24 protein-coding genes are annotated in these 19,895 nt (G+C 69.8%); 4 read left to right on the top strand and 20 right to left on the bottom strand.

Going from position 1 to position 19,895, the window contains the following annotated elements; translation table 11 throughout:
* Positions 1-280 precede the first annotated feature (280 nt).
* Positions 281-1,198 (top strand): hypothetical protein, encoded by a 918-nt coding sequence (locus tag ACFVXC_RS08055; protein WP_389902669.1) that lies wholly within the window; start codon positions 281-283, stop codon positions 1,196-1,198.
* 243 nt (positions 1,199-1,441) lie between these two features.
* Here the strand turns inward: ACFVXC_RS08055 and ACFVXC_RS08060 are convergent, their stop codons facing one another.
* The 20 genes from ACFVXC_RS08060 to ACFVXC_RS08155 form a co-directional block, all read right to left on the bottom strand.
* On the bottom strand, positions 1,442-2,095 hold the full coding sequence (locus ACFVXC_RS08060) for a hypothetical protein (protein WP_389902671.1): 654 nt from the start codon (positions 2,093-2,095) through the stop codon (positions 1,442-1,444).
* A 44-nt stretch (positions 2,096-2,139) separates the two neighbouring features.
* Positions 2,140-2,418, bottom strand: a complete 279-nt coding sequence (locus ACFVXC_RS08065) for a DUF6211 family protein (protein WP_389902672.1) — start codon at positions 2,416-2,418, stop codon at positions 2,140-2,142.
* A 200-nt stretch (positions 2,419-2,618) separates the two neighbouring features.
* The gene (locus tag ACFVXC_RS08070; RefSeq protein WP_389903027.1) at positions 2,619-3,269 is read right to left on the bottom strand and encodes a DUF6349 family protein; all 651 of its coding nucleotides are present in this window, start codon (positions 3,267-3,269) and stop codon (positions 2,619-2,621) included.
* Entirely contained in the window at positions 3,223-3,621 is a 399-nt protein-coding gene (locus ACFVXC_RS08075; protein WP_389902675.1) for a DUF6181 family protein, read from the bottom strand. Before ACFVXC_RS08075 ends, ACFVXC_RS08070 begins: the two co-directional genes overlap by 47 nt.
* Positions 3,622-3,665: 44 nt before the next feature.
* Positions 3,666-4,139, bottom strand: coding sequence for a DUF6197 family protein (locus ACFVXC_RS08080; protein ID WP_389902677.1), 474 nt, complete (start codon positions 4,137-4,139; stop codon positions 3,666-3,668).
* A 14-nt stretch (positions 4,140-4,153) separates the two neighbouring features.
* Positions 4,154-4,798 carry a hypothetical protein gene (locus tag ACFVXC_RS08085; RefSeq protein ID WP_389902679.1) on the bottom strand — a complete coding sequence of 215 codons (645 nt, stop codon included), beginning with the start codon at positions 4,796-4,798 and terminating at the stop codon, positions 4,154-4,156.
* A gap of 71 nt (positions 4,799-4,869) precedes the next feature.
* Positions 4,870-6,339, bottom strand: coding sequence for a DUF3560 domain-containing protein (locus ACFVXC_RS08090; RefSeq protein ID WP_389902680.1), 1,470 nt, complete (start codon positions 6,337-6,339; stop codon positions 4,870-4,872).
* 332 nt (positions 6,340-6,671) lie between these two features.
* Positions 6,672-7,094 (bottom strand): DUF6409 family protein, encoded by a 423-nt coding sequence (locus ACFVXC_RS08095; protein ID WP_389902682.1) that lies wholly within the window; start codon positions 7,092-7,094, stop codon positions 6,672-6,674.
* Positions 7,095-7,213: 119 nt separating this feature from the next.
* Entirely contained in the window at positions 7,214-8,104 is an 891-nt protein-coding gene (locus ACFVXC_RS08100) for a hypothetical protein (protein WP_389902683.1), read from the bottom strand.
* A 124-nt stretch (positions 8,105-8,228) separates the two neighbouring features.
* Positions 8,229-8,588 (bottom strand): hypothetical protein, encoded by a 360-nt coding sequence (locus ACFVXC_RS08105; protein ID WP_389902685.1) that lies wholly within the window; start codon positions 8,586-8,588, stop codon positions 8,229-8,231.
* A 62-nt stretch (positions 8,589-8,650) separates the two neighbouring features.
* Positions 8,651-9,283, bottom strand: a complete 633-nt coding sequence (locus tag ACFVXC_RS08110) for a hypothetical protein (RefSeq protein ID WP_389902687.1) — start codon at positions 9,281-9,283, stop codon at positions 8,651-8,653.
* A 512-nt stretch (positions 9,284-9,795) separates the two neighbouring features.
* Complete coding sequence (locus ACFVXC_RS08115; RefSeq protein ID WP_389902690.1) at positions 9,796-10,905, bottom strand: hypothetical protein; 1,110 nt, start codon at positions 10,903-10,905, stop codon at positions 9,796-9,798.
* 375 nt (positions 10,906-11,280) lie between these two features.
* A complete protein-coding gene (locus ACFVXC_RS08120) occupies positions 11,281-12,498 on the bottom strand; it encodes a hypothetical protein (protein ID WP_389902692.1) in 1,218 nt (405 codons plus the stop codon).
* A gap of 135 nt (positions 12,499-12,633) precedes the next feature.
* A complete protein-coding gene (locus ACFVXC_RS08125; protein WP_389902693.1) occupies positions 12,634-13,056 on the bottom strand; it encodes a hypothetical protein in 423 nt (140 codons plus the stop codon).
* 64 nt (positions 13,057-13,120) lie between these two features.
* On the bottom strand, positions 13,121-14,896 hold the full coding sequence (locus ACFVXC_RS08130; protein ID WP_389902695.1) for a ParB N-terminal domain-containing protein: 1,776 nt from the start codon (positions 14,894-14,896) through the stop codon (positions 13,121-13,123).
* Between the two features lie 93 nt (positions 14,897-14,989).
* The gene (locus ACFVXC_RS08135) at positions 14,990-15,454 is read right to left on the bottom strand and encodes a DUF6197 family protein (RefSeq protein WP_389902697.1); all 465 of its coding nucleotides are present in this window, start codon (positions 15,452-15,454) and stop codon (positions 14,990-14,992) included.
* Between the two features lie 29 nt (positions 15,455-15,483).
* Positions 15,484-15,726: a hypothetical protein gene (locus tag ACFVXC_RS08140; RefSeq protein WP_389902699.1), complete on the bottom strand. Its 243-nt coding sequence runs from the start codon at positions 15,724-15,726 to the stop codon at positions 15,484-15,486.
* Between the two features lie 67 nt (positions 15,727-15,793).
* On the bottom strand, positions 15,794-16,531 hold the full coding sequence (locus ACFVXC_RS08145) for a DUF2786 domain-containing protein (RefSeq protein WP_389902701.1): 738 nt from the start codon (positions 16,529-16,531) through the stop codon (positions 15,794-15,796).
* Positions 16,532-17,190: 659 nt separating this feature from the next.
* On the bottom strand, positions 17,191-17,406 hold the full coding sequence (locus tag ACFVXC_RS08150; RefSeq protein ID WP_389902703.1) for a hypothetical protein: 216 nt from the start codon (positions 17,404-17,406) through the stop codon (positions 17,191-17,193).
* On the bottom strand, positions 17,403-17,630 hold the full coding sequence (locus tag ACFVXC_RS08155; RefSeq protein WP_389902706.1) for a hypothetical protein: 228 nt from the start codon (positions 17,628-17,630) through the stop codon (positions 17,403-17,405). The genes ACFVXC_RS08150 and ACFVXC_RS08155 overlap by 4 nt, the downstream gene beginning before the upstream one ends.
* A 164-nt stretch (positions 17,631-17,794) precedes the next feature.
* Between ACFVXC_RS08155 and ACFVXC_RS08160 the strand changes: the two genes are divergently transcribed.
* The 3 genes from ACFVXC_RS08160 (at position 17,795) to ACFVXC_RS08170 (ending at position 19,786) form a co-directional block, all read left to right on the top strand.
* Positions 17,795-18,178: a hypothetical protein gene (locus tag ACFVXC_RS08160; RefSeq protein ID WP_389902708.1), complete on the top strand. Its 384-nt coding sequence runs from the start codon at positions 17,795-17,797 to the stop codon at positions 18,176-18,178.
* 173 nt (positions 18,179-18,351) lie between these two features.
* Positions 18,352-18,801 (top strand): hypothetical protein, encoded by a 450-nt coding sequence (locus ACFVXC_RS08165; protein WP_389902710.1) that lies wholly within the window; start codon positions 18,352-18,354, stop codon positions 18,799-18,801.
* 664 nt (positions 18,802-19,465) lie between these two features.
* The gene (locus tag ACFVXC_RS08170) at positions 19,466-19,786 is read left to right on the top strand and encodes a hypothetical protein (RefSeq protein ID WP_389902713.1); all 321 of its coding nucleotides are present in this window, start codon (positions 19,466-19,468) and stop codon (positions 19,784-19,786) included.
* The last annotated feature ends 109 nt before the right edge of the window (positions 19,787-19,895 follow it).

Consider the following 19,895-nt stretch of genomic DNA (forward strand, 5'->3'; position numbering starts at 1 on the left):
ATCCGGTCAGATTCGGTCGTCTTGGCTGATTGTATCGTCACGAAGTGACGATACCTTGGTCCTCTCAAATCAAGATCATGATCAACGAGGGGGAACCTCGGGCACTCGGAATGCCTGGTTGGTCCCGCGGATCAGGCACCTGGAGCCTGATGTCCTGTTGGACTGTTACCTGCGGGCAGAAGCCGGGGCGCCGAGGTGAGATGTCGCCAGGCGTGCCGAATTCCGTTGTCAGAGGGGGTGCCTACCGTAGGGCCCAGCCATGCAACGAAGGGGCCCATCGATGATCCGCTACATACGTGCTGCCGAGAGCTTGCCAACTCCTAAGCGAGCCGTCGTGGGTGGAGCCGTCTTCCTGGGCAGCACGGTGGCCTTGTCCTCAGCAATGATCCACGGCGGTTTCTGGCCGCCGCTCGTCCTCGCCCTGGTCGTCGTGCCGATCCTGTGGGGCGGCTGGCTGATGAACAACTGGTTCCGATTGCTCTCTCCGCTCTGGCAGAAGAGAGGCACCGCGGCCCCGCTCTTCCTGTACGCGCTGTGGGTGAGTGCGATGAGCGCCTATGCCGTGGCGTCCGCTCATACGGACCGTGCTTCGGGCAGCTTGGTGCTCCTGATCCTGTGGGGCACGCACTCCGTCTACGCCGCGAGCTTCGAGCCGGAGGAGTTTCCTTGGGATCGCTTGCGCTGGCGTTTGGGGAGAGCCATCCACCTGCGCGTATTGATGTTGTGGTTCGGCATCGTCGGGCTGGTCCTCCTGGTCCGCGCGACGTTCGACGTCGATACGTACCGAGTGTTTGTCAACGGGACCACGTTCACCCTCCTTGTAGGTGGAGTGGCTGCGTCGCTGAAGACCTACGCCCGTTTCCGGAAGGTCTGCACGGGGGTCAACCGGCACGCTCAGGTCCTGGTTCGTTCCCTGGAAGAACTCCACGAAGCGACAGACGACGAGGTCAAGAAGCTCCAGCAGGCGGCCCGTAGGTCGTGGGACGCCCTGGCAGAAAACCTCGTGACTCGGGTGGACACCGGCTTCAGTGTGCCGGGGGTGTCCGTGTTGCCGTCGGCAGCGGTCGAAGAACTTCAGGAATCGGTGGAGAGGGCACTGCTTGCCGTCCCGGTGACCACCGGCCCAGCAGAGGCGGTTGGGCTCCGTCTCGCTCAGATCAAAGCAGCTGTCCGCGGCCGCATCGATACAGCGGCATGACGAAGCCCCGGTCGTCAGGGGGAGGTGCCCTGGCGACCGAGGCTCTAGTACATCGTTCGCGCCCTATTGACGGGCGGCCCAATCACCGAACGGCAGCGGTGACTGATGATTGGCTGCGCGGACAGCCTCGTCCGTGCCGCACGGGGTGCAGATGAAGACCTCGCGGTCAACGGTCAGCCGGGAACGTGCGGGTCGTTCACCAAGCGGGCCGCCGCAGCGCGGACAGCGGGCGTCGGGCACGGGTCACTCCTCGGGGTGCTCGCGGGCGGACTTGAGGATGAGGTTCCAGGTGGGACGGGAGTAGGTCTTCTCCGTCTGGCCCTGGAGCTGGGGGATCAGGTCGGCGTTCTTCGCGCCGGGGTTCGCCTCGATGGCCTGCCGGGCGAGGGTCAGCCGCTCGTCTCCCTGGTAGGGGTAGGCCAGTCCGCGGCGGCCGGTGGGCCGTCCGCCGGCGTGGCCGCGGCCCTTGCGGTCCGCGAGGTACTGCCACAGCCTCCAGCGCTTCCATTTCGGGCGCCGCCGGGTCGGAAGCTCGTCCCAGTCGTCGGGCTCGGGCCACCCCTCGGGCGGGTTCTTGACGTAGTGGGAGACGGTGGTGGAGTCGGCGAACCCGCAGACCTTCGCCGCTTCGGCGGGGCCGACCATCTCTTCGGGGTCGCCGTCGAGCTTCGGCGGGTTGGTGGTGCTGGCGGCGGCGCGCTGCCGCTGAAGCTCGTGGTGCCACGTCACCCATGCGTCGCCGTCCCAGTGCATGACGCCGTCGATGGTGTCCGCGACGGGCGGGTGCCCGTTGTTCTCCCGGTCGGTCCAGAGGTTCTGAAGGGTGGGCTCGCTGATGCCGTGGACCTTGCGCAGGTCCGCGCGTGAGTAGAGCGTGCGGCCGGTCTTGCGGGGCACGGTCGCCTCCTGTTCTTGGTCGGGGTCGTGACCGCTCGGCGCGGTCACTGGATGTCGTCCGGGTCTGGGGCCGGCGCCCACGTACGGCTGCCCGCCGGTTCGAGCCGGGTGAGCTGGGCGATGTCGGCCAGGGGGACGGCGGCGGCCCAGTCGGCGCGGCCGGGGTGGTGGCACGGGAGGTTGAGCACGAGGTGCCGGCCGGTCGGAGGGAAGTCCTCGACGATGACGAAGCTGTCGGCGGGATCGGCGCCGATGCTGTTACCCCTGGCGAGCTGGGCGATGTCGCCGGGCTGGGGGCAGTCGGGGTGTCGGTCACATAGCATGGTGGGGTTCTTTCTGGTGAGAGAACACTGACGGCCAGCGCCTTGTTGCCCTTGTGCGCTGGCCGTCGTCTGTTGTCTGGTGTGCGTGCGCCCTGTGGGACGCGTGGCCGGTCGGAGGTTGCCCGCTCCGCTGACGGCGGGGTAATTAAACCACCTTTGGGTTGAGCGGGGTGGGGCCCTGATCCAGACGACGGCGGTCATCAAAAGAGGGCTCCCTGATCTGCGGGGTGTCGGCCCCGGTCGATCGGTGGCCGGGGGACGCGGAGTTCATAGCGGGGGCGTCCCGCGTGCGCGGGAGCGTGCGCTTCGCGGCGGTACCGACGCCAGGTCACGACGGGGGCGCCCTGGTCCACCCACCCCGCCAGGTACTGGGCGGTGAGTTGAGTCCAGCGGCTCCGGCTCCGCGGGACGGCCGACCGGTCCTCGACCGTGGTGATCGGCGGCAGCGTCCTCCAGCCAGGGAACGCGTGGTCGTGCGCGTCCTCCACCGCATCGTTGTCGCCGTGCCCGAACCCGTCGCCGGAGCGCACGGCGCCTTCCCATTCGCACGCGAGACACCCGCCGCGGAACTCGTGCTCGTCCCCCCGGCGGCCGGTCGGCCGGCTGCGGGAGAGCAGGGTCGGGGTGTGGTGTGCGGGCGGGTCCAGTTCGTGGCCGAGATCGCTGTACGCGCCGCCGGGGTGTCCGGGCTGGATGTGCCACGCCGGGCCGCGCTCTCGGGTCGGTGGCGTGTGCGTCCGTTGCGCACTCGCCAGTGGTACGTCTGCCGTGTGCGTGCTCCGGTCGGCTCGGCGACGGTGCTGGTCACGGCGTCCTGCTTCCGGCGGCGAGTACTTCGCGGAGTGGGTCAGCGAGCACGGCCTGTTCGTCGGGGGCGTCGAGGAACCGGGGCCCGTACGCGCGGCGCACGGCGCGGCGGGCGTCCTGGTGGCGGTCGAGCTCCGGGTAGTACGGCGACCGGTCGAGCACGTCATAGCCGTGTTGGGTGAGCACGTCGGCGATGAGGGACCGGACCTGTACGGGGTCGAGGGCGGAGAGGTCGGTTTCCCCGGGGGCCGCGAGGAGTACGCGGATCAGCTCGGTCGCGCTGAGCCGGGGGTGGAGGGGGACGCTGAGCCGGTGGACGCCGTCCCGGCTGGGGGTGGCGGCTCCTCGGCGGCTCGGCGTCCTGGTGGTGCTGCGGTCTTCTGTCGTCTCGTCCATCGTGTGGGCCTTCGATGACTCGGGATGCTGGCGGGCGGCGAGGGTCAGAGCAGGGCGTGTTCGGCGCGGGCGGTGGCGGTGCGGAACGCGCGGGCGGCGTCGGCGGCGGTACGTCCGGGCTCGGCGCTCCACCGGTCGATGGCCTGGCGGTGCAGGGCCTTGGCGGCGGCGGGGTCGTCCGCATTGACGGGGTGCCCGGCGAGGGTTTCCGCGAGGATGGCGAACGCCTGGTCGCGGGCGCGGTCGATGCGGTTCCAGTCGTACGTCCGGCCGGCGGCTCCCCGCCCGTGGCCGGCGGCGACTTGAAGGGCGCCGCGCGGCCAGCACGGCAACGTGGCGGTGCGGCCGGGACCGGCGAACAGGCGCGGGCCCTGGTGGATGCCGACGTGTTCGATGTGGCGGGCGGCCCATTCCAGGATCGCGCCCGGGGTGTCCGCGATGACGATGCTTTCAGGGGTGTGGCGGGTCGGCACGGTGCTGTCCTCGGGAGAGCGGGGGCGGCGGGCTGCCGTCGCCACCCCCGTATGGGCTGCTAGTGGTAGGCGGGGATCAGTCGGCGGACCTTTTCCTCTCCGATGCACCCGCCCTTGTGGCGGCGTGCGCTCGGCGGCTCTCCGTTGCGCCCGCGCAAGTGGCTCCAGAACTTCGGCCCTTGCCAGTTGCACAATTCACAGGTGAGGAACCAGTGGTTATCGCTGCCAGGGAACCCGGTGAGGACTGCCCGCCAGTGGTGGGCCGCGAGTCCCGCGAACGCGATCTCGGCGCCCTCGGTGTTGCGGTCGTTGACCGGCATCCGCGGGTGCAGGAGGGGCACCGGCCCGACCAGCGGCGCGGGGGCCTCGGCGAGGACCTGTTCCAGAGGGACCGCCCCGATCCGACCGGCGGCGTACTCCTCGGCGAGATGGGCGGCGGCCATCTCGGTGCCGGGCTTTCCCTTGGGCGGGCGGCGGAGGTTGCGTTCGCCTGCGGTGGTGAGGACGAGCCAGTCACGGTGCCACCGGAAGGCGCGGCCGATGACCTGGTCTTCGCCGACGATCACGGGGTATCGGCACTGGATGTCGGGGGTGCCGACGCGGTACGTCGGGACGGTGGCGCTGCTCTCGGCCGCGGGGACGATGAGCCTGCCTGCGTCGGGGACGGTGATGGTCGCGGGTCGTTCGAGGAGTTGCGTGGTCATGGTGGTGCCCGTTCTGGTGAGAGAGGGGCCCGCCCCGGCGCGCTCGGCCGCTGGGGCGGACGGGGGCGTGGTTACGCGGCCTCGGCGGCCGGGGCCTGCGGGGCGGCGGCCCACTCACGGCGCGGAGTGATGCTCAGCTCGGCGAGGACCGGGGCGTGGCTGCCGTTGTCCGCCACCCATTCCCAGTCGGCGCCCTCGGTGCCGGGCCGGTCGGTCCAGGTGAGCATGTAGGAGCGGCCGGAGGTGCGGGAGTCGCCGCACACGGCCTGTGCCTCGCGACGGGTCATCGCCCACAGAGCGCGCTTGCGGGAGCGGTGGGAGTTCTTTGAGGTGATGAGCACCAGCACCATGCCCTCCTGTCGGTCCTCCCCTGTGGCGGGGGCCGACGCGGGGGTCGGCCCTTCTTCGGTGGCGTGGTGGCAGTGAGCCCAGCGACGCCCTTCCGCGTGCCACGGACTGGAGTGGTGTATCTCGGCCGCCGGTGCCAGATCTTCGACCGGCGGGGACTGCTCGGCCTGCTTCTGGTCTTCGGCGGCCTCGGCCTGGGGTGGCTGCTGCATCTCGTCGGCGCTCTTGCGCCCGGATACGTCGTCGTAGGGGGCGGTCCAGGTCCAGCCGTCGCGCCGGTTGTCCGTCGCGCGGACGATGTGCTGGCCGGTGCCGTTGTGGATGTGCGGGATGGTCACGGACTTCGGGTTGACGCGCAGGACCTCGTACCAGGTGCCGCGGTAGAGAACGAAGTCTCCGCGGGTGAAGTCCGTTTTCGACCAGACCTTGAAGCCGTTGGCTTCGGCGTCCTTGATGACCTGCTGCCAGTGCTCGATTTCCTCGGTCAGCTCTTGGTGCCGGATCGTCAGCTCGGGGTCGTCGGGGTTGCGGGAGTAGCCCTTGGCTGACTTGCTCGCCTGCCACTTCTCGACGGCGCGGAGGTCGGCCCGCAGCGTGTCGAGTCGACGCAGCGTGCGGCCAGGGTCTTTGCGGAACCGCTCGTAATGGCTAGCGGCCTGCGCCCGGCCGCTCCAGTGCTCGGCGCGGTCGTGCTCGCTGATGCTCTTGCGCATCGCGTTGTCCATCCGCGCGTGATCACGGCGGGCGCGGCCCTCGGAGTGGTGGCCGATGAGGATGGGCTGACCGAAAGCGAACCGCTCGGATATTTCGTGGCTCGACTTCCACGCGGCCTCGGAGTTCCGGGCGGCGGTGTCGGCGTATCCGCCGAACCTTGCAGCGCGGCCCTCGGCCCGCTCGACGCGGTCTTGCTCGGCCTCGGCGAACGAACGGCGGTCGGTCTCGTCGATGGTGACGGTGACCTCGAACTCCTCCGCGCGGAGACGCTCGGCGAGGGCTTCCAGCATCGGCGGGGAGGTGCGCTTGTCGCGGCTGTAGGGGAGGTACCAGCACCCGAGGTCGCGCGACCACTTGGCGAGCGTGGTGTAGCCGGATGCGTAGTGGCGAGTCCGGAGAATTTCCTTCGAGCCATCGTTCCGGCTCGTACCCTCGATCAGGGTTCCTTCTCGGCGGGTATGGGTGATCTTGATAGTCACTGAACTGGTCTTCTCTGGTGAGAGTTTGTGGTCCGTCCGCAGGGCGGACCTTGCGTTGGCAGCGGCGCTGCACCACCGGCGCGGGCCGTGAGGGACGATCGGCTCGCGGGTCGTCGCGCCTGCGCGACGACAGGGGCTGTCGCGCCCCCGCGGGGCGCGTCCGCTGCGGTCCGGTGCCCGTCGTCGGTCGGCGGAGCCGCCTGCGGCGGAGTCGGCCGGCGGCGGTGAACGCACCGGACCTGTCCTGCCGCCCCGAAGGGGTGTCCGCTGGAGTGCTGGGGGCCTGCCGGTCCGGAGGTGTTGCCCTCCCCCGGACCGGCGGGGCCTGTAGGTCAGCTGCGGTGGAGCGTGTGCCGCGCGGCCAGGTCGGCGTCGGCAAGTCCGGCCCGCTCGCGCCATGCCTGGCGGACGGCGGCGCGGAGTGCGTCCCCGTCGTCGTAGGCGAACCGGCCCCGGCGCAGACCGCACACGATGTCGCGGAAGACGTCCGGGTTCATCGTGGTGAGGGAGTCGTCAAGCGGCGTCAGCTCGTGCGGGAACATCGCCTGGACGCTGTCCCCCGGCTCCGGGGCACCGAGGGTGAAGAACCAGACCACCACCATGTTTGCTTCGCCCGCGAACTCCGGCCCGCCGAACGGGCCGACGACGACGGCCGGGCGGGGGTCGAGCTGGTGGCCCCGGGACCAGGGGCCGCCGATCACGAGCGTCGCGGTGGGGAACTCCTGGGCGGTGGGGGCCTGGCGGGTGGAGAGCATGTCGTGTCCTGTCTGGTGAGAGGTTCCGCCGGGGCCGGTGGGCCCCGGCGGGGGTGTCGGTCGGGGGGTTGCCCTCCCCCTTCCGACACCATTAATTAAACCATGTTCTTGGGTTCGGGTCAACCGGTCACGGCGAGTTCGCGGCGATGTTCGGCGGCGGCCCTGACGGCGCGGGCGATGGCGCGGCCGGTCTCGATGGCCCGTACTGCGGACTCGTGAACCGGGGGCTTCTTGTCGTGGGTGATGATGCCCGCGAGCGGCGGCATGACGGCAGGGCCGGGAGTGATTCCGAGGATGAGCGCAGCCACGTGCGCGGCTGAGGCGACTTCAGCGGCGTGCTGACCAGGAAGGGGCGCGTCCGCCTCGGTGATGCGTCGCCATGCATGGCCGTACAGGAGGATGCGAACGGCGTTGTCGGGGGCTTCCTGGGCGAACTCGAACCCCCCGGCCTGCTCGGGGTCCTCGTGGTACTGCTCGCGGTACTGGTTCACCAGGACATCGCGGATGGCCTCGGCGGCGAGCGGGGCGGCGGCGGGCGGCTCGTAGGCGTCGCCGTCAGTCTGGCTGATGTCGAAAACCGGCCCGGCCTTGAAGCCGGACACCTTGCGCGCCTCACCCCCGGCGGTCTCGTCGGCGGCCTCTCGCTGTACGCCGTCGGTGGCTGCGGCCTTGGCCTCCTGCCCCCCATCGGGCCGCCGCTTGATCGGCGTCCAGATGCGGAGAGAGGTAGAGCCCTTGGCCGGAAAGCGGCCGAGCTTTCGCCAGTCACCGGAGCTGAGTATGTGGGTGGCGTTGGGGTGCTGGGCGGCTACGGCGATGCAGTTGGTGGGGCTGCGGTCGTCGCGGTCCGTGTGGGTGAGGTTCGCGGCCGTGCGCATGACGGCGGCCCAGAAGTCTTCGCGGGCGACCATCGCGCCGTACGCACGATCCATGACGGCTTCGAGTTCACCGCGCATCTTGGCGGAGTAGGCCCGGCGCTCTTCGTCGGTCATCTTCGGCTTACGGGGCATGTCGCGGTCCTCCTGGTGAGAGATACGTTCGGGGCCGGCTGACCCTCGGGGGTGCCGGTCGGGGGGTTGCCCTCCCCCTTCCGACACCATTAATTAAACCATGTTCTAGGGTGATCGGCAACCCTTAAATCCAGTACAAGCCTGCTTCGTTGCTCACGGCGCGGTATGCGGCTATGACCTCGTCCTCTATTCGCGTCCAGCGGTCGAGGATATCGGGGGCGGTCTTCTTGTTGCTGGCCTCACGCGTGGCCCTGCGCCATTCAATGGCGATTTTGAGTGTGCGTAGTTGGGAGCGGGTCAGTTCCCAACGGCCGGAATCCGGGAGTTGATCGCCGTAGGCCATCGCCACGGCGTTGTTGATGTGCTCGGCACCGGACCACACATTGTGTGCGGACTGGAGCGCAAGGGCGCGTTTGAGGGTGCACCGAAGGTGGGGGGCCTGCACGATCCACTGCGGTTCGATGATGAATATATCGGCGCTCATCGCGGGGCCTTTCTGACCGGGGCGGCGCGCTACGGAAGCGCGCCGCCCTGAAACATTGGTAATTAGAGGGCGTATCCGTCGACGTATTCGCCGTACTCGTCTTCGGGAGTCTGGACGCTGGGAAGAAAACGACTCACCGCGAACACGACGGCGTCGGCGATAATCCGGGGCACGTCGTTGAGTACGAGGCTCACCGCGTCGCCGTCGAGTCCGATACGGACCTCTCCCGGTTCAAGGTCCATGTAAACGAAAGCGGATGTGCCATCGACTCGGGTCCGGGCTCCGGGGAGGCGGGCGGAGAGATCGCGTGCCGCCTCCTCGACATCCCGCCGCGTCTCGGCCTGTGCGCGGTTGTGATCGGTCACCCGCTCGTGAACGTCACGGTGCGTAGGGATGAGGTCGGCGGCAATCCGGGCCGCGATGTCTGCCGGGTCCTCGGTCATGGCGACTCGGACGGTGTCGCGCTCACCCCTGCGGAACGGGTAGTCGGTGGCGGGGAATGCGCCTCGGATGTGCAGGTGGCCGGGGTCGTCGAACCGCTCGGAGAGGTGAAGCTGTCGGCCGTCCAGGTGAGTGAAGGTGGCGGCGTGGTCCAGCTCCTGGACGCCGTGGCGCGCGGGCTGCGGTCGCCAGTTCCCGCCGAGTTCGAGGGCGATCGGGTGGGCCAGCTCGGCGACGGTCAGAGGCGTGTTCATCGCTTGTCTCCTGGTGAGAGAGGTTGTCGGCGGCCGGTCGGCCTGCCGTTCGCCGGTCGGGGGTTGCCCTCCCCTTCCGACATCACTAATTAAACCACGTTCCAGGGGTTGGGGCAACCCAGATATGGGCTCTGACCTGCCCTTTTCGCACGATCCGCGACCCGCACCCGCCCGGCCGGGCCCGGCCACAACGGGCCTGGGCGGGGTTCCCTCCTCGGTCGGACAGCTCCGCCGTATCAGGGTTCCGGGCGCGGTGTCCTGGCTCGCGTAGCGACCGCGTAGCGGCTTGGCCTGGACGCCGTGCCCGGGTTCCTGGTACGCCCCTTGGGGTGTCCGGCCGAGGAGGGAACCCCGCCTTCACCACCCGCACCACAACGCTCCCGCACCCGACCGACCAGCCCCCACCCCCTCCGAGGAGGACCCGCCGGAGGCAGCCTTTCGCCCTGGCCGGCACCCAACGAAGCTGTTCGCCGGATTGTGGTTGGTCGTGCGGCCTGTCGGATGCGGCACCGTCACCACAGGGCGGGTTGCACTGCGGTGTGCCGGTGGAGGGGCAGGATGATCCGGACGGGCGGGCTCACGACGGAGTCCACCGCGGGGTGCGGAGTGTGCGCGCCGGGGCAGTAGCCGCCCTCGTCCTCCCACCGGTTTGCGGCGTCGCGCTCGGCGCGGGCCTGCTGTTCGGTGAGGGTGACCGGCTTCCGGTACAGGTTCCGGGCGCTGGAATCGAGTGGAGGCAGTACGCGGGCGGCGGCTTTCTGGTCGTCGCGGCGCTTGTGGCGTCGCCGGACCCGGACGAATCGTGCCTCGTAGGCGGCCTGGTCGCTGTCGTGGAGTCCGGCGGGGTGGAGCCGGGCCAGTTCAAGGGCGACTTGACCCATCGGACTGGGGGTCAGTACGCGGGTGCCGTCGTCCTGGCGGACGGCGACGAGGAACCGCGCGGCGAACAGGGCTTCGGTCCGGTCGCGGCTGATCCGCCGACCACCGGTCCACACACCGCGCCGGGCTGCCTGCCGGGCCCGCCTGTCCCGCCAGTACAGGCGCCCGGACTCGGCGGCCTCCAACACACGGACGTGCCCCGCCGTCCAACCGAGTTCGGCCACGTGTCCTTCGGCGAGATACCGGTTCCTCACCACCTGGTCCCGGTTGTCCGCGTCCATGCCAGTGACCGCGCGTTCCTCGGCCTCCCGCTCGGCCTCTTCCCGACGACGTTCGGTCTCCCGCTCGGCGTACTCGGCCGCCGTCAGCTTGCGCTCCAGCTCGGCCCGCAGGTCCTCGGCCGTCGTCTCGGCTCCGGCGGCCGACTGAGCCCGAACAGCGTGGTCGACAGCCGCACGGGCGCAGTACAAGGGGGCGCTGCTCGGCATGGTGGGGTCGGCGGCGTTCTGCTCGGCGCGGTCGGCCCATTTCTCGGCTTCGACGGCTTCCTTGTGGGCCGCGTGCATGGCCGCCTCCAGGCGGGCGGCGGCACCGGATCGGCTGCGGCATATGGCGGTCATGGCGTCGTCGGCTGCGGTGAGGGCGCGGATCGCGGCCTGCCGGGCGACCTGGATACAGGTCTGCGGAGACGGGTCTCCGGGGTGGGCAACCTGATGCGGTGCGGCGGGTGCGTTCTCAGGCATGGGGGTGTTCCTCGGGATTTCGGTGGTGCGGTCGGCGGCGTGCCGTATCGCCGTCGGGGTGGTACCGCCCGTTTCGCGCGGAGCGCGATGGACAGTGCCGTCGTGCCCGAAGGGCACGCCCGTTGGCCCGGCGTCCGGACGGGGCGGGAGGGCCGCCCGCGGCCCGGACGTTCCGGCCGGCTGCGAGCCGGGCCGGGCTGAGCCGTCCCGGAGGGACGTCCTTCGTACGGGGGCCGGTGATCGGCGTCGGCCGCCGACGTGGGCGGCCCGCCGGGTGGTGGGCGCTGCGTGGGGTGGGCGGCTCGATGCCGCCCACCCCACGGCCGGGCGGCCGGGTCCGGCCGGGCGGTGGCTCTCGCCCGGCCGGGGCTGCTGCTATGCGGCGACCGGTTCGCGGGCGGAGACGCGGCACCGGGTGAGCACGGTCTGTGCGGTCTCGCCGTAGATGGAGTGGTCCTTGACCGTGCCGGTCAGCTCGACCTCGTCGCCCTGGTCGGGGACGTCGGCGGCGGAGCTGAACCAGACGAACACGTTGCCGCTCGGGTCCTGGAACTTCACCAGTCGGCGGCGCTGGGTGTGGTAGCCGTACGTCCGGCCCTCCAGCTCGATCACGGTGGTGACGGTGGCGGCGGTGGTGATCCGCTCGCCCACGGTGCCCTGCGGCCGGGAGTTCTGGGCGGCCCGCTCGGTGGCCTCCTTCTCCTGGTCGCGGTACCAACCCGCGATGGCGGACACCAGCGTCGGCAGGTGGCGCGGGTCGACGGTCTCACCCTTCGCCAACTGGCCCACCTTGTGGCGGTAGTCGGAGAGGCTGCCGTATCCCTGGACGGCCCACGCCCGGACGGCGGCGGCGGTCGTCGGCGCGTCGGGGTCGGCGTCGATGCCGTCCTTCCACTCCTGCGGGGCCTTGCGGTCGAAGAAGTACGCTTCGACGCCGTCGGCGGTCGGCATCGTGTTCTTCCACTGCTCGGACCGGCTGTAAAACCGACCTTCGGTCTTCACGATGGCGGCGGTCACCCGCAGGACCTCGATCACCGGGACACGGAGATCGGCCGGGATGCCGCCCTCCTCGCCGTCCCAATCGGAGTCCTTCAGTGTGCCGAACCGCCACAGGGCCTCCAGCCCCTTGATCGGCAGACCGGTGTACGGCTCGACGCACGTCGTGCCCAACTGCCGCATCTCGCCGTTCTCGTGGCGGGCAAGGTAGGTGGCGGTGCGGTGTCGGGCGACGGCGCACCCGTGGCAGAAGTTCTCGATGGCGCGGTACTGGCGGGCGGCCTCGGCGTCCTGCTCGGGCAGGCCAGGGAACAGGCTGGTGATCGTCTCGCCCTCCTCGTCGTGGTCCAGGCGGGCGATGACGGTCCAGCCGTGGTGACGGGGGATGTCGCCGGAGATCGTCACGGTGACGGTGGGACGCTTGCCGATCACGCGGCCGTCAAGGTCGCGGTAGTCGGCAAGGAACGGCTCGGAGATGTCGAGCGCGTACGCGCTGAGGTGGTGGACGGCGGCCCGCGTGTTGGTGGCCTCGACAAGCTGACGGACACGGGACTGGGCGGTCGCGGGGATGGAAAACCGCATGGCTGCGCTGGTCATCGTGGGTGCTCCTGCTGGTGAGAGAGGAATTGCGGGCCCGGCCGGGCGGGTTGCCCTCCGCGTACGGCCGGTCTCGGGCCGGCTGGCGGCCCGTCGTGTTGGAGGGGGGTTGCCCTCCCCCTCCAACACCATTAATTAAACCATGTTTTGAGGTATGGGGCAAGCATCCCGGCCTGGGATGTCGAGTGCGGCGCGGTCCCGCAGGAACGCGGCGAACAGGGCAGCGGTGTAGCTGTCGGCCGTGCCGTACGTGCGGCGGCAGTCCAGCGCTCCGATGCGCTCGCCCCGGTGGCGGACGGGGAACGGCTGGCCGGGGGCCGGGATGGCGAGCGCGTACAGTCCGCGCGGGGTGTCCACGCGCAGGACGACGGCGGCGGCCTGGTGGTCGTAGGCGGCCGACCAGCGGCGGGGCCCGATGCCGAACTCTGCGAGTCCGGACGCGATGGCGCGGGCCTGCATGATGTCGGCGGTGGTGCCGGGGTCGGGCTCGGCGGGGGCGGGAACGCATCCGCAACCGTGGTCGTCGGCGTGGGTCTGGGGCAGAGCTGTACGGGTCACTGGGGGCTCCTGGGGTGGCCGGGGGCGGGAGGGTTCCCGCCCCCGGCGTCGGGCGGCGAGGTGGTTAGGCGGCGGCTTCGTCGTCGCTGTCGCTGGCCGGGTCTTCGGCCTCCTCGGCCTCCGGCTCACCCCTCTCCTCGTCGGTGCCGGGCTCCTGCTCGGCCTCCGGTTCACCGCCCGACGTGATCGCGCGGGGCTTCTTCTTCGACGGGTCGTAGGGCTCCTCGTCCACGACCGACTGCTCAATGGGCGTAAGCGGGTACCCGAGGGACGCGAGCACCTGGAACCAGCGGCCGGTGGGCTTCCGGGTCCACGGCGCGTGCTGGCTGTCCGTCCTCCACGCGGACCGGTTCGCGCACTTCTCCCGTACGGCGGCGATGGCAGCGAACTGGAGTTGCGGGGCCCTGCGGGGGTCCTTGGCGACGTGCCCGGCGAAGCTGCCCCGGTCCTTGGCCTGCTCGGTACTCAGCCCCAGGAAGGCGGCCAGGATCTCGGTCGTCGGCTCCTTGATCAGCTCGTCAAGACCCCAACTGCCGTTCAACAGCGCATTGTTCACGTGCCCGATCAGGGTGTTGGTGGTGGCCTTCGGGAGGTTGCGCCGCTTGATCAGGTCAGTGATCCACTTTCGGCGCAGCGCCTCGGCCGCATCCCAGTCGATGTTGCCCTTCTTGACGGCGGCGCGGGCGGCGCGCTCGGCCTCCACCTCGGCGGCGGTCTTCGTGCCGCCGCTGCCGCCGCTGCCCTCGGGCACCGTGTGCCCGTACAGGCCGGGGGCGGAGCAGTAGGGCTCGTACCGGTCTGCCCGCCGCTCATCGAACACCCACACCAGGCCCTTGCACTCGGCGTGCTCCTCGGTGCTGATGCCGCGCAGTCGCCATACGGGCATGGCGCGCTCGGACAGCTCCTCGGCATCCCTGATCTTCTGCCCGACCGCCTCCAGCTCGGCGCGGTGGGCCTCGGCCTTGGTCCGCTTGTCGCGCTTGGTCCGCTCGACGGCGATGACCCAGTCAACGTCTCCCTCGTCGGCGTCGTCGTCGGCGGCTGCCTCGGTGATCGCGGCGAGTGCTTCGGCGTCGTCCGCGAACTCCGACAGCGCGGCCAGGTGCTCGAACGTCCACTCGTAGCTGCTCGCGCCGCTGACGGCGGCCGACAGCTTCTCGTCGGACCGAACCTTGACCAGCGTCTTGACGTCCTTCTGCCGCACGCCTGCGGCCTTGGCGATGCGGCCCACCTGCGCGCCCGCTTCGGCGGCGCTGAACATGGCCTGGTTCATCTCTGAGGGGCTGAGGCTTTTTCGGTGCTGAGCGGTCGTGATCATGTCGAGGAACTGGCCCGCCGCGTCGCGGTCGTCGTCCTCCCACTCGTACGGGAGGTGGGTGAGGCCCGCGTCCGTCGCGGCGTGGTAGCGGCGGTTTCCGTCGTTGACCTGGAGGACTCCGCCGTCGAGTCGCTGGATCTTGACGGGGATACGGCACCCCTCGGTACGGAGCGATTCCACGAACGGCGCGTTCAGGTCCAGGTCTTCGCGGGCGTTCTTCGGGTGCGGGGTGAGCGCGTCGATCCGGATCACGGGGTGCGGAGTTACCGGAACGGTCTCCAGCCCTGCGGCGACGGCGGCGGCCAGCCGCTGGAACCCGTCGATGACCTGCGGCACGTCGCCGTTGGTCCGCACGACGTACAGCGGCTCCACGACGCCGTTGTCCTTCACGTCGGCCAGCAGATCGGCCGGGGCCTCGATGTCGCGGACGTTGCCGGGGTGCTCGGCCAGCTCGGCGACGGTGAGGGTCGGCCACGGGGAAGGCACGGTCTGGACGCCGGCCTGGGTCTTGGTGTTCGTCATCAGTCCTTCTTCTTCCTGGTGAGAGTTCGTCGGGCCGCGCGGCCCGGTGGGGTGTCGGTCGGGGGGTTGCCCTCCCCCTTCCGGCACCATTAATTAAACCATGTTCTTGTTCGTGGGGCAACCAGAAATACTGTGACCGCCGTCACTCGGGTACAGGGCTGCGGCGGCACGGATCATGGCGGCGGCCTCGGCGGTGGTGCGCTCGGGCTCGTCCCCCCAGCACCAAAGGAGGGTGCGCCGGTAGGCGTCCTCCGTGAGCCGCAGCTTTCGCCACCGGACGCCGGGCACGGGGCGGCCGTTGGCGTGGTTGGTGAGCACCACAAGGGAGTCGAACAGGGCGCGTTGGAAGGTGTCCCACGGTTCACCGCGTACGGACCAGCGGGGCCGGACGGAGCGCACGCCGCGTTCCCATGCGTGCAGCACGGTGCACGGGGCGGTGTCGCCCATCCGGCCGGGCTGCCAGAGGTGGTCACCCTGGTAGAGCCCTACGCGCTCGATGTGGTCGGCGGCGGCGGTGAGGATGCGGGCGGGAGTGGCGTGCGGCTTCCGGGACGGCATCGTGTCCTCCTGGCGGTAGTCGGTGACGTTCAACTGGCGGCGTACTGGGCGGACTTGGCCGTGATGGTGCACTCGACGCAGTGACACGACGTCTGCCACTGCCACCCGGACATGGAGATGATCGAGTAGGCAAGGGCGGCGGCTTCGCTGATCCGGCCGGTGCCGGGTTCCTTGGGCGTCGCGGCGGCCCACGTGTAGGGGAAGCCGTAGGTCTGGAAGTAGTGGCGGCCGTTCTCGTCGGTCTTGTGGAATCGGGCCCATTCCATGTACATGCGTGGCTCCTCGGCGCTTCGAGCGGGGGCCGGGGCGGCGAGCTGCCGCCCCGGCCGGGACGGACGGTCAGACTGCGAGCGCTCCGGCAGTCTGGGCACCAATGCGGCGGGTGCCTCCGATGTCGGCGCGGTTGCCTGCGGCGGCTCCGTCGCCGTATCCGCTGCCGCTGTACGAGCCGCGCGTTTGCCGGATGTGCGGGTGCTCCTCGCGGTAGAGGGCCTCCACCAGCGCGTCGCGGTCGGCCAGCACGAGCTCACCGCTGCGGCCCGTGGCCGACGTTTCCCCGCTGGCGGCGGCGCGGGCTGCCTGCTCGATCGCCTTGAGCCGTTCTATGACGCGCTCGATGAATCCGACGGTCCACGAGTTGCGCCAGGCTCGCGCACTACGGACGCCGTAGGGGACGACCTGCGCGTTGAGCCCGCCGAGCATCTGGATCAGGAGAGAGGCGTAAAGGACCTCGGCACGCTGGATGTCGGACTCGTGGCCAACGACGTGAACACGGCGCACACTGCCCCGGACGCCCATGTGCACTGCTTTGCAGCCGACGTTCTGAGCGATGAAGCAGATGAGGCGGACGCGGGACATGGACCACGGGTTGGGGAGGTCGACGTACTTCGCGGTGACCGCGTCCCGCGACGGCTGCCCATCGCTCAGCATGGCCTCTTCGACGCCGTACTTAGCCATCATTTCGAACGCCCGCTTCCGGGCCAGCTCCGCCTCCGACTCCGGCGTACGGGGGTCCTCCGCCGTGGCGAGCAGGGCGCGGATGGTGTCGAGCTTTCCGGGGGCCTTCGTGGTGCTCACGTTCGTTCTCCTGGTGAGAGAGGTTGTCGGCGGCCGGTCGGCCTGCCGTTCGCCGGTCGGGGGTTGCCCTCCCCTTCCGACATCACTAATTAAACCACGTTCCAGGGGTTGGGGCAACCCAGATATGGGCTCTGACCTGCCCTTTTCGCACGATCCGCGACCCGCACCCGCCCGGCCGGGCCCGGCCACAACGGGCCTGGGCGGGGTTCCCTCCTCGGTCGGACAGCTCCGCCGTATCAGGGTTCCGGGCGCGGTGTCCTGGCTCGCGTAGCGACCGCGTAGCGGCTTGGCCTGGACGCCGTGCCCGGGTTCCTGGTACGCCCCTTGGGGTGTCCGGCCGAGGAGGGAACCCCGCCTTCACCACCCGCACCACAACGCTCCCGCACCCGACCGACCAGCCCCCACCCCCTCCGAGGAGGACCCGCCGGAGGCACAGAATCGCTGACGTCGGCACCGACTGAGCGTCGGTGTCCCCCTCTGTGTTTCCTCATCGCGCTTCGATGGCTCGGCCGGATATGACGCTCTAGGCAGTCTTCCGCGGTGGCGCCACCAGTTCCGTGAACCGCAGGACTGTCGAGTTCGCCCTGCTATGCCGAGGCCGTTCAGACCGTCTTACCGGCGCGCTCGTATCTGCCCTGCACCTACCGGCGACGACGAGGTCAGTGGCCGCAGTTCGGGCATCGTCCGCTGCGGCGTCCTCGTGTCTCTACGACTACTCCCCGCTCACGCATGCGCATCACCTGGTAGTGGGCCGATGAGGGCGAAGAGAGGCCCGCTGCCTCTGCGAGTTCCCGAAGTGAGGGAGCCTCGCCGTACTCGGCGACCCATTCCCGTGCGCTGCGCACGATCCGGACCTGGCGCTCGGTGAGGCTCACGAACGCGCCTTCGCGCGGGCGAGTTCCTTGAGTGCGACCCGGGCCGCTGGCGTTCCTGCTGCGGTTTCCCAATAGGGGTGGGCGGCGATCAGCCGGGAGAGGTTCAGCAGCCGCCTCCGGTGCGCGGCTGTCCCGTCCGCCGCTGCGAGGGCGAGCTGCTCGTATGTGGCGTACCAGGCCGTTTGGGCCTCCATGAGGTCCGAGGGGAAGTCGGTTCGATCCATACCCCAATTAGAGCGCATGTTCGAATTAACTCGCAAACACCAGACTGCCCACCTGGCGCGCAAGGTGTGACGGAGTGCTCCGTTGGCCAGTGAGCGTCCGAACTGGCCAGTTGAGCATCAGCTTCCCCCTGCCACGGCATCCGCCCTGGTCGTAGGGTCACGACATGCAGATCGACGAGTTGACGGGCCAGATGACAACCCTGCACGGGGAGCTCGTGACCGGGGCGTGGCTGTCGGCTGATCGAGAACGGTCCCTCGCCGAACACATCGTGGGAGCCGTCGGGCAGCCTTCCGCCAAGGCCCTTGAGGAGTCCTTCAGTGCGGTGACCCTCGCGATTCGCGAGGGTCTGCGCACGGTTGGTCCCGATGTGGCGCCCGCAGGCACAGATTGCCGGTGGGCGGCCGTGTTGGTGAGGTGCGCCGCGATCTTGGAACCGCACCGCGTAGCCGACAGCCCAGAGGGCCAGACTCTCTCCCGCCAACTCCTGAGCTTGTGCACCGATGTGCTCAGGCATCGGCAACCGCCGTCGACTCAACTGGCCGACTGAAGCGCTTAGTCACACAAGGAGGGCCTTGGGCCAAGGAGGCATAGCTGCCTCACGCGTCCAGACATCTCCTGCTGGCGCCGCCGAGATCGCCGGACCCTGGTTCGAGATGTCCGCGGACCTGTGTCTACGGTGCGCGCGATGAGCAGTGATTTCGAGCAGAACTGGGGGCACGGGTGAGCACCAATTCGGCAGGACCGGTGAGCGCGTCGGAGCTGCGGCGGCGGGTTCGCGCTGCTGAAGCGCTGAAGGTGAAGACGCGGGAGATGGCTGCTGCGAACGCGTTGACCGCGCGTGAGGCTGCGGTGAAGGCGGCCAAGGCGAAGGAGGAGGCTGACGTCAATGCGCGGGAAGCTGCTGCTGTAGTTCTGCGGCTGTTCGACAACGACGCCGAGTTGGTCTCGGAACTGCTGGGTGTGCCAGCGGAGGAGCTGGAAAGAGAGGCGAAGCCTGTTACCGCCGCTCGTGCGAAGGAGATCATCGAATCGCTGCGGGCCCGCGCCGAGCGCCCTCGGCCCACCCGGGCCCGGAAGCCTCGGGCCGATGCGGCGGAAGCGGCTTCCTCAGCCTCGGACATCCCGGCCCCGGACGTCATAGCGGACGGCAGCCGGGCTGATGCCGCCTGAGAACGACCTCGGGCCCTGGCTCTTCCCGCTCGCGGCGGTGAACGAGTCCGGGCCTGTTCACGTTGATGAGCAACTTGCCCTCATCGGCGAGCCAACGCCCGTGCGCATACCAGCTGTTGAGTGGTCGGCCTGGCTGGCCAACGAGTCTGTTCAAGCCCGGTACTGGGCAAAGGTCTACCGAACAGGGTCAACCGAGGACTGCTGGTTCTTCTTCGGTGGGATCTCCAGCACCGGCCACGCCAGCTTCAGGGCGGCGTCGCGGCCGGGCAGGACGCGACGCGGCACGGTGCCGGGCCACCTCTACGGGTACCAGCTCGCGCACGGTGTCATCCCTCGGCTCGGATGGGGTACCGACAGCCCGACCGTCTGCCATACCTGCGATAACCACTCCTGCCAACAGCCGACGCACCTGCGACTGGGGACAGCGGCGGAGAACCGGGCCGAATGGCTGGCCCGCCGCAGGGACCCGGGTAGCCCCCTCGCAGACCTTCGCGGCCCGGCCGGACGCTCCCGCGCCATAGGCGCCGCTATCCGGGCCGGCCGGAACGGCGGGGAGTCCGAGGCGGAGATCGCAGCACGCATCCGTTCGGCGATTGCGGTGGGCCGCCCCCTCAGCCTCTGGTGACGACTGACCACCACCGACCGATCCACCTCTGGAGGGAACGTGACACCCGCTGGACCACACCGCGCCCTCGTATACGTGCTGAACGGGCGCTGGCACCTGATCGTGGCACCGCTTGCCTCCGAGGAACGGGAGGTTCGTGTCAAGGACCCCAACCCTGTGCGGCAACTCGTCGCCCGTGATCTGGGGACGGTGAACTCGGGCTTCACCCCCGCGTCGTTCGGCCATCGTCTGATCGAGAACGGGTTCATCATCGACCCCGCCGAGCGGGCAAAGCCTGACACCGTCAACGGCTGGTCGCGGACCGACGTACCCGACCGGTGGCAGACGGTCTGCTACCCGATTTCGGAGGTCGTGGGCTGAGCCCGCTATCGATTCCCCCGCTGCGAAGCACGTACGAGTTCGGCCCGCTCCCCGTCGGGGAGCGGGCCGAAGTCACGTGAAGGGCAGACTCCTTCGAGTGGCGGGCCGG

It is taken from the genome of Streptomyces sp. NPDC058257, assembly GCF_042881845.1.
Classification (GTDB): domain Bacteria; phylum Actinomycetota; class Actinomycetes; order Streptomycetales; family Streptomycetaceae; genus Streptomyces.